Below are 12,126 nucleotides of genomic sequence, written 5' to 3' on the forward strand. Positions count from 1 at the left end.
GGCATGGCGTTCACCGACCCGTTCATCCGCCGCCCGGTGCTGGCCAGCGTGGTCAGCCTGCTGATCCTGCTGCTGGGTTTCCAGGCCTGGAACAAGCTGCAGATCCGCCAGTACCCGCAGATGGAAAACGCCCTGATCACGGTGACCACGGCCTACCCCGGCGCCAACGCAGAAACCATTCAGGGCTACATCACCCAACCGCTGCAGCAGAGCCTGGCCAGCGCCGAAGGCATCGACTACATGACCTCGGTGAGCCGGCAGAACTTCTCGATCATCTCCATCTATGCGCGCATCGGCGCCGACAGCGACCGCCTGTTCACCGAGTTGCTGGCCAAGGCCAACGAAGTGCGCAACCAGTTGCCGCAAGACGCAGAAGACCCGGTACTGAGCAAAGAAGCCGCAGATGCCTCGGCGCTGATGTACATCAGCTTTTACAGCAAGGAAATGAGCAACCCGCAGATCACCGACTACCTGTCACGGGTCATCCAGCCGAAACTTGCAACCTTGCCGGGCATGGCCGAGGCAGAGATCCTCGGCAACCAGGTGTTCGCCATGCGCATCTGGATCGACCCGGTCAAACTGGCAGCGTTCGGCCTTGCCGCCACCGACGTGACCAGCGCCGTACGCCGTTACAACTTTCTCGCCGCCGCTGGTGAGGTGAAGGGCGAATACGTGGTCACCAGCATCAACGCCAACACCGAACTGAAGTCGGCCGAGGCTTTTGCCGCATTGCCGCTCAAGACCTCCGGTGACAGCCGTGTATTGCTCGGTGATGTGGCACGGGTCGAGATGGGCGCGGAAAATTACGACACGGTCAGCTCGTTCGATGGCACGCCTTCGGTCTACATCGGCATCAAGGCCACCCCGGCCGCCAACCCGCTGGAGGTGATCAAGGAAGTACGCCGCATCATGCCGGAGCTGCAAAGCCAGTTGCCGTCCGCGCTCAAGGGGTCGATTGCCTATGACGCCACGCTGTTCATCCAGGCCTCGATCGACGAAGTGGTCAAGACCCTTGGCGAAGCAGTGCTGATCGTCATCGTGGTGGTGTTCTTATTCCTCGGCGCGCTGCGCTCGGTACTGATCCCGGTGGTGACCATCCCACTGTCGATGATCGGGGTGCTGTTCTTCATGCAGATGATGGGCTATTCGCTCAACCTGCTGACCCTGCTGGCAATGGTGCTGGCCATCGGCCTGGTGGTGGACGATGCCATCGTCGTGGTGGAAAACATCCACCGGCACATGGAGGAAGGCAAGTCACCGGTGGACGCGGCGCTGGAAGGTGCGCGGGAAATCGCCATGCCAGTGGTGTCGATGACCATCACCCTGGCCGCGGTATACGCACCGATCGGCTTCCTGACCGGGCTCACCGGCGCCTTGTTCAAGGAGTTCGCCCTGACCTTGGCAGGGGCGGTGATCATCTCGGGCGTCGTCGCCCTGACCCTGTCGCCGATGATGTGTGCCCTGCTATTGCGTCGTGAGCAGAATGCCAGCGGCCTGGCCCATCGCCTTGACGTGCTGTTCGAGCGGATCAAGGGCCGCTACCAGCGCCTGCTGCACACCACCCTGGACAGCCGCCCGGTGGTGCTGGTGTTCGCCGTGATCATCCTGTGCCTGATCCCGGTGCTGCTCAAGTTCACCCAGAACGAGCTGGCACCGAACGAAGATCAGGGGGTCATCTTCATGATCAGCAGCTCGCCACAACCAGCCAACCTCGACTACCTCAATGCCTACACCGACCAGTTCACCCCACTGTTCAAGGCCTTCCCCGAATACTACTCGTCGTTCCAGATCAACGGATTCAACGGTGTGCAGAGCGGCATCGGCGGTTTCCTGCTCAAGCCCTGGAACGAGCGCGACCGCACGCAAATGGAGTTGCTGCCCCTGGTACAGGCCAAACTCGACAACATCAGCGGCCTGCAGATCTTCGGCTTCAACCTGCCGTCACTGCCGGGGACCGGCGAAGGCCTGCCGTTCCAGTTCGTCATCAATACCGCAGGTGATTACCCGGCGCTGCTGGAGGTTGCCCAACGGGTCAAGGAACGCGCCCAGGCATCGGGCAAATTTGCCTTCCTCGACATCGACCTGGCGTTCGACAAGCCCGAAGTGGTAGTCGACATCGACCGCGCCAAGGCTGCACAGATGGGTGTATCCATGGACGTCCTTGGCGGCACCTTGGCGACCTTGCTGGGCGAGGGGGAAATCAACCGTTTCACCCTCGAAGGCCGCAGCTACAAAGTCATCGCCCAGGTCGAACGGCCCTACCGCGACAACGCCGGCTGGCTCAACAGCTATTACGTCAAGAACGACCAGGGCCAACTGCTGCCACTGTCCACACTGATCACCCTTAGCGACCGAGCGCGTCCACGCCAGCTCAACCAGTTCCAGCAACTGAACTCGGCAATCATCCAGGGCGTGCCTTTGGTCAGCATCGGCGAAGCCTTGCAGACAGTGCGGGATATTGCTGCCGAGCAGGCGCCGGAAGGGTTCTCCTTCGACTATGCCGGCGCGGCACGGCAGTACATACAGGAAGGCAGCGCGCTGTGGGTGACCTTCGGCCTGGCGTTGGCGATCATCTTCCTGGTACTGGCGGCACAGTTTGAAAGCTTCCGCGACCCGCTGGTGATTCTGGTGACGGTACCGCTGTCGATCTGCGGGGCGCTGTTGCCGCTATTCCTGGGTGTTTCCAGCATGAACATCTATACCCAGGTCGGGTTGGTGACGCTGATCGGGCTGATCAGCAAGCACGGTATCCTGATCGTCGAGTTCGCCAACCAGTTGCGTGAGGAAAAAGGGCTGAGCGCAAGGGAGGCGATCGAGGAAGCTGCGGCCATTCGTCTACGCCCGGTGCTGATGACCACCGCCGCAATGGTATTTGGCATGGTGCCGCTGATTCTGGCGACCGGGGCCGGGGCAGTGAGCCGCTTTGACATCGGTACGGTGATTGCGACGGGGATGTCGATCGGGACGTTGTTTACCTTGTTTGTGCTGCCGTGCATTTACACCCTGTTGGCGCACAAGACAGCGGCGACGGAACCTGTCGTAGCCTGAGCGGGCCAACTACAGAAAGCAAAGGCCCCGCAATAGCGGGGCCTCTTGTGCTCAAAGCAGGTCAGCCTGCAGGCCGCAAGCCCTGCCGCAGCCCGAACAGAAGCAACAGCAAATCCTGGTCCGGCTGGGCCTGGACCTGCTGCTTCACGTCCCTGGGCAACGCGCATTGTTCTGCCTGTTCAGCCTTGCTGAACACTCTGGGCCGTGGCTCTTCCCACGCCGCTACCGCCACGGTGGTCACAGCCAGACCCGCTATCAGAAACAATGCTCGAGCGATTTCTAGTTTCATTGCCCTAACCCTTTGACAGCGCTGCCAAACGCCATCTGGTAAAAGTAGAGCAACGATTGCCATTCCGCGTCATTGAGCGACGAATGGCGGCGCAACTGACGCAGGTCATTGCCCGCCGCGCGCTGGCAGCTGATACGGCGGCGGCACTTCTCCAGATCGAGCAATGCCACTTCAACACGGGCCTGTTCGCCCTCGCCGATCACTTTGACGAATACGTGCTTGCCATACAGGCAGCCATGCTGCCAGTGGCCCAGGTGCATGCGGGCCAGGTTGTCAGCCAACTCCTTGAGCATGCGTTCATGTACCACTTGCGGGTAGTGCTCGCGCGCACCTTGGGCATGCCAGGCATCGAGTTCGATGAAACCATCGAGCGCTTCGCTGACCAGCAGCGCACGCCATTGGTGGTCGGCATCGCGCTCGGCCCCACAAAATACGATGCGCGGGACACGCACGCCCAGTTGCTCGAAGCTGTTCAGCGCGTCGAGCTCACGCAGCACCGTCGGCCTGCCGAAGGGGTGCAACAGGCTGCGGTAGATGTGCCCGACCTGGCGCTTGGCATACAGCAACTTGCCATCGGCATCGTTGAGGCGTTGCACGCCACTTTCACCACCGCGGCGCTGGTTGGGTTCCTCGACCCATTCGCCCTGCTGACGCCAGTAATAATCGAAGCGTGACTCCCCGCTCTGGGCTACAGCCATCAAACACTACCCCTTACGTAATACATAGACCCGCCACATGGCATAGAACGGCAGGAAATCGAGGCGTTCCTGGATCCTGAAGCCGGCGGCCTTGAATTCTTCTTCGACTGTCTCTGCCGGTAACACGAAACGATTCTGGTAACTGCCCGGCTCGGCTTTGGCACTGCGCCGTTGCTCGAGCTTTTGACGCCGCCAGGCCTTGAAGTTTCCGTCCACCCACAATGACAGGATTACGCTGTCACGGCTAACCCTTTGAAACTCCGAAAGAATCGTTTTTCTGTGGGCTGCCTCACCGATGTGGTGAAACAAGCGCATGCAAAAAATGCTGTCGACCGAGTTGTCCGGCAAGTCGATGGCGAACGCTGACGTTTGCAAAGGGCGTACCCGCGCTACCACCTCTGGCGGTTGTGCGGCACAGGCAGTCTCGATCATCGCCTCGGAATTGTCGGCACCAATGATTACCCTGTTGGGTTTTTCTGCCAGCAGTGGCCAGAAACGGCCCGCGCCGCAAGGCAGATCCAGCACCAACCCCGGTTCTCCGGCCAGCGCCAAGGCTCGACGGGCCAATTGCTCATCGCGCTTGTGGGAAAGGCGACGTGCCAGACCATCCTGGTGCTTGAGGAAATACTCCCGAGCATGTTGCTGGTCGTACTTCTTGGAAAATTCGAGTTTGATCGGGCTACGCATTGGGCATCTCCTGGCTCCATTGCATGTACCTTAAGTAACACTGCGTAGGAAACAGGTCATGCCAATGTGAAAAAAGTGTTATCCCTAAAGGAATATAGCCCAGTAATTTACTCGCAAAGCTTTAACGGATCGGACTTTTCAGCGCCTTGGCTCAAGTCCACCTGAAAACGGCAACCATGGGGGGCGGTAGAAGTCAGCGTAACGCGCCAACCCTGGTCGTCACAGATCCGTTGTACCAGCGATAAGCCAAGCCCCAGACCTTCGCCGCGTCGCTCATCACCACGCACGAACGGTTTGAACATCGCCTCGCGCTGCTCCTCCGGAATGCCGACCCCGCTGTCCTCGACGCTGAACCCATTGGCTTCAAGACTCAGGCGGATGTAACCACTGTCGGTGTAGTGCGCAGCGTTGCGCAACAGGTTGCCCATCACCGATTGCAGGAACGTCGCGTTGTAAAGCAGCGGGCCTGCACTGACGCGGCCATCGAAGTACAGCGTCAGCCCTTTCTGCTCGATGGTGTCGCGCCATACGCCTATCAGATCGTCGGCCACCTCGCGCAGCGTCGCCTGGGAGGCCACGGCACCTTGGTCGCGCTGGGCACGGGCGAGCATCAGGAAGGTTTTGACCAACTCACGCATTTCTTCGGTGGCCCGGGCGATGCGTTCGACCTGGCTGCGTGAGCGGCTATCCAGATTGGGGTTTTCGATCAACAGCTCGCAGGAGGTGGCCAGCACCATCAGCGGCGTGCGCAATTCGTGGCTGACATCACTGGTGAACAGACGCTCGCGGGTCAGTGCATCGCGCAAACGGCCAAGGGTATCGTCGAATGCCACCGCTAGCTGGCCAACTTCATCGGCTGCGTAATCGGGTGCCAAGGGCGGTGCCAGGCCAAGAAGCTGATCACGATGGCGTACTTGCCGCGCCAGGCGGATCACCGGTGCCATCACTCGCCGTGCCAGCAGCCAGCCGAGGAACACCGCCAGTACCAGGCTGAGCACGAAGCCCACCATGACGACGGCGAACAGTACCCGCTCGCGCTCTTCGAAATCGCTTTGGTCCTGCAGCAATACATAACGTCGGCCGTCTACGATTTCCACCATTGCGTGGTAGGAAAGCTGGTCGCGAAATACCTCATGAAAGCCTGCATCGAGGTGGCGCAAATCTTTTGGCAGCTCGAAGTCATCGCGCCCACCGCTGAAGTAGAACAGCTGGTCAGGGCGCGGCCGATGGCTCCAGTCACTGATGCTGTCCATGCGCAACAGGCGCTGCAGGTCGCCGCCCAGCACCGAGGAGATCAAGCGCTCTTCAACCAGGTGGACAGTGGCGACGATACCGAAGGCGAACGCCCCAGCCACCAGCGCGCTCATCAGCGCAAACGCGATGATGATGCGCTGCGCCAGGCTTTGCTTAAACTCCATCGCGACCCTCGGCGAGGCGATAGCCGACGCCATGGACGGTATGCAGCAACGGCTTTTCGAACGGTTTGTCGATTACTTGGCGCAGCTGGTGTACATGGCTGCGCAAGCTGTCGCTGTCGGGGCAATCATCACCCCACAGCGCCTCTTCCAGTACCTCGCGGCGCAACACGTGGGGGCTTTTCTGCATCAGCACCGCGAGCAGCTTGAGGCCGACAGGGTTGAGCTTGAGCAAGCGCCCCTGGCGAGTGACTTCGAGGGTGTCCAGGTCGTAACTCAGGTCGGCAACCTGCAGGGTACGTCGCCCGCCGCCCTGGGCGCGGCGCAGCACGGCTTCGATGCGCGCAGCGAGTTCGGACAGGGCGAACGGTTTGAGCAGGTAATCGTCGGCGCCGGAGCGGAAGCCCTGCAGGCGGTCGTCGAGTTGGTCGCGGGCGGTCAGCATGATCACCGGCGTATCGCGACGGGCATCCTCGCGCAGGCGCTTGCACAGGGTGTAACCGTCGATTCCAGGCAGCATGATATCGAGCACGATCAGGTCGTAGTGCTCAGTGGCAGCCAGGTGCAGACCTGACAGGCCGTCCTGGGCGCAGTCGACGGTATAGCCCTTCATGCCCAGATAATCAGCCAGGTTGGCAAGGATATCGCGGTTGTCTTCAACCAAAAGAATGCGCATCGGGTTCTCCTGTGCGGCGCTTCGCTATGGTGCGCGGCAGGCGCAGCTTAAGGCCATCGCACGGACAGTGCCAGTGCTGGTGGAAATTCAACGAAGTTGACGCAAACGAAAAAGCCCCGGTTCTCACGAACCGGGGCTTTTCCTGTTACAGGGGGTGAGGCTGGCTTACATCATGCCGCCCATACCGCCCATGCCGCCCATGTCTGGCATGCCGCCAGCTGGCTTGTCTTCCGGCAGGTCGGCAACCATGGCTTCGGTGGTGATCATCAGACCGCCGATCGAAGCAGCTGCTTGCAGGGCCGAACGGGTGACCTTGGCTGGGTCAAGGATACCCATCTCGATCATGTCGCCGTATTCGCCAGTAGCGGCGTTGTAGCCGTAGTTGCCCGAACCTTGCTTGACCTTGTCGGCCACAACGCTTGGCTCGTCGCCGGCGTTGGCAGTGATCTGGCGCAGCGGCGCTTCAACAGCGCGACGCAGCAGGGCGATACCGACGTTCTGGTCTTCGTTGTCACCTTTGAGGTCGACAATGGCGCCCAGGGCGCGAACCAGAGCAACACCACCGCCAGGCACCACGCCTTCTTCGACGGCTGCACGGGTAGCGTGCAGGGCGTCTTCAACGCGGGCTTTCTTCTCTTTCATTTCAACTTCGGTGCCAGCACCGACCTTGATCACGGCAACACCGCCAGCCAGCTTGGCCAGGCGCTCTTGCAGCTTCTCACGGTCGTAGTCCGAAGAGGTCTCTTCGATCTGGGCACGGATCTGCTTGACGCGTGCTTCGATGTCGGCGTCCACGCCAGCACCGTCGATGATGGTGGTGTTTTCCTTGGACAGGATGACGCGCTTGGCGTTACCCAGGTGCTCCAGGGTGGTGGTTTCCAGGGTCAGGCCGATTTCTTCGGAGATGACCTGGCCGCCGGTCAGGACGGCGATGTCCTGCAGCATGGCCTTGCGACGGTCGCCAAAACCTGGTGCCTTGACTGCAGCAACCTTGACGATGCCGCGCATGTTGTTGACGACCAGGGTAGCCAGGGCTTCGCCTTCGACGTCTTCAGCAACGATCAGCAGTGGGCGGCCGGCCTTGGCAACGGCTTCCAGAACTGGCAGCAGCTCACGGATGTTGGAGATTTTCTTGTCGACCAGCAGCAGCAGCGGGCCTTCCAGCTCGGCAACCATGGTGTCCGGCTTGTTGACGAAGTACGGCGACAGGTAGCCGCGGTCGAACTGCATGCCTTCTACGACGGACAGTTCGTTTTCCAGGCCCGAGCCTTCTTCAACGGTGATCACGCCTTCTTTGCCGACTTTTTCCATGGCTTCAGCGATGATTTCGCCGATGGAGTTGTCGGAGTTGGCGGAGATGGTGCCAACCTGAGCGATGGCCTTGGAGTCGGCGCATGGCTTGGACAGGTTTTTCAGCTCGGCGACGACGGCAGCGGTGGCCTTGTCGATGCCGCGCTTGAGGTCCATCGGGTTCATGCCGGCAGCGACAGCCTTCAGGCCTTCGTTGACGATGGCCTGAGCCAGAACGGTCGCGGTGGTGGTGCCGTCACCGGCAGCATCGTTGGCCTTGGAAGCGACTTCCTTGACCAGTTGGGCGCCCATGTTTTCGAAGGCGTCTTTGAGTTCGATCTCTTTGGCGACGGAAACGCCGTCCTTGGTGATGGTCGGCGCGCCGAAGCTCTTGGCCAGGACCACGTTGCGGCCTTTCGGGCCCAGGGTCGCTTTTACCGCGTCAGCCAGAACGTTGACGCCAACCAGCATTTTTTTACGGGCGGAATCGCCGAATTTTACGTCTTTAGCAGCCATGATCGTTTAATCCTTGAAATTCTTTGGAGTAACGGGAAGTCGGGGAAATCAGCCTTCGACAACGGCGAGGATTTCGTTCTCGCTCATTACCAGCAGGTCTTCGCCATCGACTTTCACGGTGTTGCTGCCCGAGTAAGGGCCGAAAACCACTTTGTCACCCACTTTGACGGCCAGCGCACGTACTTCGCCGTTGTCCAGGATGCGACCGGTGCCGACGGCGACAACTTCGCCACGGTTTGGTTTTTCAGCGGCCGAACCCGGCAGGACGATACCGCCAGCGGTTTTCGATTCTTCTTCGCTGCGACGGATGACTACGCGGTCATGCAGAGGACGAAGCTTCATTGTCGATCTCTCCCAATTTGTGGTTTTCATCGGCCGGTGTCGACACCGGCGGGTTGATGCGGTCCGGCGTTGCCGGGGGTGGCCCGCGACGGGCGAACCACCTGTGTATTGTCTGGCGTTGCCACCAGAAACCTTGCGGTGACCACATACATGAGGCCGGCATGATCAATTACAAGGCTTGCTGCAGAAAATTTTTCAACGAGCAGAAAAGCTTGGGGCCGCAAAGCGGCCCCGGGGATGTCTACTTGTCGCGACGTTCGTATTCGCCTTCGATCACATTGGGCCGATGGCCGCTGTCGCGCGGCTGTGCCTGAGAGGGGTCGTCCTGGAACGCGCGCTGGCGCATGGCCTGGGCCTCGGCACGCTGTCGCATCTTGCGTGCGGCCAGATGGCGGGTGAAGGGCAACAGGCAGAGCAGGCCCAGCACGTCACTGATGAAGCCCGGAAGCAGCAGGAGGCCACCGCCCACCGCCAGCATCATGCCCTGGAACATGTCCTCGGCGGGCAGTTCGCCACGCTGCAGGCTTTCACGGGCACGCAAGGCGGTGGCCAGGCCGGCCACACGCATCACCAGCACACCCAAGGCGGAACCTGCGATTATCAACAGCAGCGCCGGGAAGAAACCGATGGCTGAGCTGACCTTGACGAAGACGAACAACTCCAGCACAGGGAAAAGCAGAAACAGCAGTAGAAAAACACGCATCAAGGATTCCTCGACGGAAGACTATCTTCCTTTAAGACCATCAGATGGATGCGTGCGCTCGGTTTTTCAAGCTTCGACTTCTGTCGCGGCCGGCCATTGGTCGGCGCGCGCCAGTAAAACCAAGGCCTCGCGAACTTGTGTCGGCGTATTGCAATTGCTTGGGAAAGCCAGCCAATGGATACCTTGGCCTATGCGCAGGTGCATGCCTTCGCTGTCGATGCCGACCATCTGCGCTGGCGCGCTACGCGGCAGGTCGCTCAATTCGACGTAGTGGGCGATGGCGTTGGCATGATCGCTGTTCATGTGCTCGATCATGCTGGCCTCCGCCTTGCCGGCGAAGGGGTTGGCCAACGTCACCTGATCGAGCCAGTGGATCGCCCCGAAGCCACCTATGTAACGATGGCGCACCGGCTGCAGCACCCAGAAGTCGAAATCGTGCGCCTTGTGATAGTTGGCGGCATCGGGGAAGTAACGGTAATAGCGCTCGGCAGCGGCGTCGACGGCAGCCTCATCGACCAGCTTGTGCGCCTCGGCCATGATCGTCAGGCGGCCAACGGCCTGCACGTCCTCGGCTTCCCGCTCCCCCACCAGCAAGGAGCACTTGGGGTCTTTCTGCAGGTTGTGGGTGTGCTGGGCGATGCGGCTGATGAGGATCAGCGGGTTGCCCTCGGCATCCAGGCAATAAGGCACCACAGAACCGAAAGGGAAGCCAGGCATGGACTTGGAATGGGTCGAGAGTACACCGCGGTACTCCTTGAGCAGCAGTTCCCGGGCGGGGCGGATGGCCTTCTGACTCACGTCTGACTCCTCGACAGGTGGCTATTGGGTTGCAAGCTACCTGTAAGCTTCAAGCTTCAAGCTTCAAGCTGCAAGAAAAAGCAGGAGCGAGGCGCCATGCCACTCGCTTTTAGCTTGCAGCTTGAAGCTGACCCCTACCAGGTCACGCCAAAGCCTGCGGTATAGCGCGTCTTGTCCAGGTCACTCTCACGCGTGCCGGTGATGATGTCTTTTTCTGCCTTGAGATTGAGCGAGGCCCATTCGGTCACTTTGTAGCGCAGCCCCACCTCGGCATCCAGCGAATAGTCGGCAACGCCCCCCAGCGGCTTGGCGAACTCACCGTTGGTGAACAGCTGGACATTCTTGCCGATCAGGTAACGGGTGTAGTCCCACTTCACCGCTGCCGAATAGAAGTTGTCCTTGCCGCCATTCTGATACTCGAAGTCGGTGCGATTGATCAGTGAACCAAGCGAGAACGCACCCAGTTCGTCATCCCAGAACTGGTAACCGGGGCCGGTACCCACGGTGCGCTGACGCGCCAGATCCTCGATGTGATCCCGCTTGTACTCAAGACGCCCCTGCCAGAACCATTTCTCGGTGATGAAGCGATCGAGCGCATACTCTGCGCTCCAGTTGTTGGTCGTGGTGACGTCGTCCTTGGTCTCGCGGTTGTACTCGCCTTCGGCGTTGTGCCGCCAACGGCCATGACGGGCCGTGGTCTTGAAACCGATGTCATAGTCGTCGGTATCGTTCTCGGCACGCTGGTAGTCCAGCGCGGCATCGATATTGCCTTTCCAGACCAGGTCCTCGACCACAGGCTTGGGCTTCATGATCTGCTCGATGCTGGCAAGCTCTACAGTCTTGGGCGTCTCACCGTTGGCCAGGGTCACCTTGCCAGGCTCGGCGGCCTTCAACGACTTGGCCCGCTCGCCGTTGTAGGCGTCCTGCTTGACCAGCAGCTCCTGGTCGCTCTCCAGGGTCTGGACCTGCTTCCAGTCCAGCGAAATAGAACCACCGTATGGGGTTTCCAGCAGCAGCTTGCCACCATCGAAGACCCGAATCTTGCCGCTCAAGCGGTCACCGTTCTTCATCCACACGGTGTCGGCGAACGCAGGAGCAGCGCACAGGGAAGCGGTCAACAGGCACAGCAAGGATCTAGAATGCATAAGCGAAATACAGGTTCGATTAGACGAATGAGCCGGGCATTATCCGGATGCGGACGACCAGAGCAAGGAAAGACCCCCCACTATGGCGTTGAGTTCAATACGCATTTGCCGTGACCACTGGTCCGGTTTCACTTCAGGCCAGGGCTGCCGCGATGTCTGAGGCACATGAGTACGCGCTGCAGACGCCCGAGGCCCGACGAACGGCGCTTTATTCAGTGCTGGGCCAGGTGCCAGCAGGCAAGGTGGTCAGCTACGGCCAGCTCGCCGAATTGGCGGGCCTTGGCCGAGCGGCGCGTTGGGTTGGAAAGACCCTCGGCCAGCTTCCTGCGGACACCCGTCTGCCGTGGCACCGTGTACTGGGTGCCGGCGGTCGTCTGAGCCTGGCGCTGGGGACTCCCTCGGGAGATGAACAAAGGGCGCGGCTGCGTGCGGAGGGCGTGAATGTAGCCAATAATCGTGTGGATATGATGCGCCATGGCTGGCGCCCAATGGAGCACAGCGGTTAGAGTGCGCGTTTTG

12 protein-coding genes are annotated in these 12,126 nt (G+C 60.5%); 2 read left to right on the forward strand and 10 right to left on the reverse strand.

From position 1 onward, the window contains the following. The first annotated feature begins 3 nt into the window (after positions 1 to 3). Positions 4 to 3,048 carry a multidrug efflux RND transporter permease subunit gene (locus NGJ21_RS07575; protein WP_046784877.1) on the forward strand — a complete coding sequence of 1,015 codons (3,045 nt, stop codon included), beginning with the start codon at positions 4 to 6 and terminating at the stop codon, positions 3,046 to 3,048. Between the two features lie 61 nt (positions 3,049 to 3,109). Here NGJ21_RS07575 and NGJ21_RS07580 read toward each other — a convergent pair whose 3' ends face one another. The 10 genes from NGJ21_RS07580 to NGJ21_RS07625 form a co-directional block, all read right to left on the reverse strand. Further along, complete coding sequence (locus NGJ21_RS07580; protein ID WP_046784876.1) at positions 3,110 to 3,337, reverse strand: hypothetical protein; 228 nt, start codon at positions 3,335 to 3,337, stop codon at positions 3,110 to 3,112. After that, entirely contained in the window at positions 3,334 to 4,035 is a 702-nt protein-coding gene (locus NGJ21_RS07585; RefSeq protein WP_046784875.1) for a lipopolysaccharide kinase InaA family protein, read from the reverse strand. Before NGJ21_RS07585 ends, NGJ21_RS07580 begins: the two co-directional genes overlap by 4 nt. 6 nt (positions 4,036 to 4,041) lie before the next feature. Beyond that, the gene (locus tag NGJ21_RS07590; RefSeq protein ID WP_115273653.1) at positions 4,042 to 4,722 is read right to left on the reverse strand and encodes a class I SAM-dependent methyltransferase; all 681 of its coding nucleotides are present in this window, start codon (positions 4,720 to 4,722) and stop codon (positions 4,042 to 4,044) included. Positions 4,723 to 4,829: 107 nt separating this feature from the next. Beyond that, entirely contained in the window at positions 4,830 to 6,140 is a 1,311-nt protein-coding gene (locus tag NGJ21_RS07595; RefSeq protein ID WP_046784873.1) for a sensor histidine kinase, read from the reverse strand. Then, the gene (gene colR / locus NGJ21_RS07600) at positions 6,130 to 6,813 is read right to left on the reverse strand and encodes a two-component system response regulator ColR (RefSeq protein WP_003255215.1); all 684 of its coding nucleotides are present in this window, start codon (positions 6,811 to 6,813) and stop codon (positions 6,130 to 6,132) included. The genes NGJ21_RS07595 and colR overlap by 11 nt, the downstream gene beginning before the upstream one ends. 165 nt (positions 6,814 to 6,978) lie before the next feature. Beyond that, entirely contained in the window at positions 6,979 to 8,619 is a 1,641-nt protein-coding gene (groL, locus tag NGJ21_RS07605; RefSeq protein WP_046784872.1) for a chaperonin GroEL, read from the reverse strand. Between the two features lie 48 nt (positions 8,620 to 8,667). After that, the gene (locus tag NGJ21_RS07610; protein ID WP_009395550.1) at positions 8,668 to 8,961 is read right to left on the reverse strand and encodes a co-chaperone GroES; all 294 of its coding nucleotides are present in this window, start codon (positions 8,959 to 8,961) and stop codon (positions 8,668 to 8,670) included. Between the two features lie 241 nt (positions 8,962 to 9,202). After that, positions 9,203 to 9,664, reverse strand: a complete 462-nt coding sequence (locus tag NGJ21_RS07615; protein WP_115273651.1) for an FxsA family protein — start codon at positions 9,662 to 9,664, stop codon at positions 9,203 to 9,205. 66 nt (positions 9,665 to 9,730) lie between these two features. Further along, positions 9,731 to 10,462: a HugZ family pyridoxamine 5'-phosphate oxidase gene (locus NGJ21_RS07620; RefSeq protein ID WP_119688324.1), complete on the reverse strand. Its 732-nt coding sequence runs from the start codon at positions 10,460 to 10,462 to the stop codon at positions 9,731 to 9,733. Positions 10,463 to 10,596: 134 nt separating this feature from the next. After that, positions 10,597 to 11,607: a DUF481 domain-containing protein gene (locus NGJ21_RS07625; protein ID WP_046784869.1), complete on the reverse strand. Its 1,011-nt coding sequence runs from the start codon at positions 11,605 to 11,607 to the stop codon at positions 10,597 to 10,599. 152 nt (positions 11,608 to 11,759) lie between these two features. Here NGJ21_RS07625 and NGJ21_RS07630 point away from each other — a divergent pair, with 152 nt between their 5' ends. Then, a complete protein-coding gene (locus NGJ21_RS07630) occupies positions 11,760 to 12,113 on the forward strand; it encodes an MGMT family protein (RefSeq protein WP_080952075.1) in 354 nt (117 codons plus the stop codon). Positions 12,114 to 12,126: the final 13 nt, after the last annotated feature.

It is taken from the genome of Pseudomonas sp. Marseille-Q5299 (assembly GCF_943737035.1).
Classification (GTDB): Bacteria; Pseudomonadota; Gammaproteobacteria; order Pseudomonadales; family Pseudomonadaceae; genus Aquipseudomonas; species Aquipseudomonas putida_E.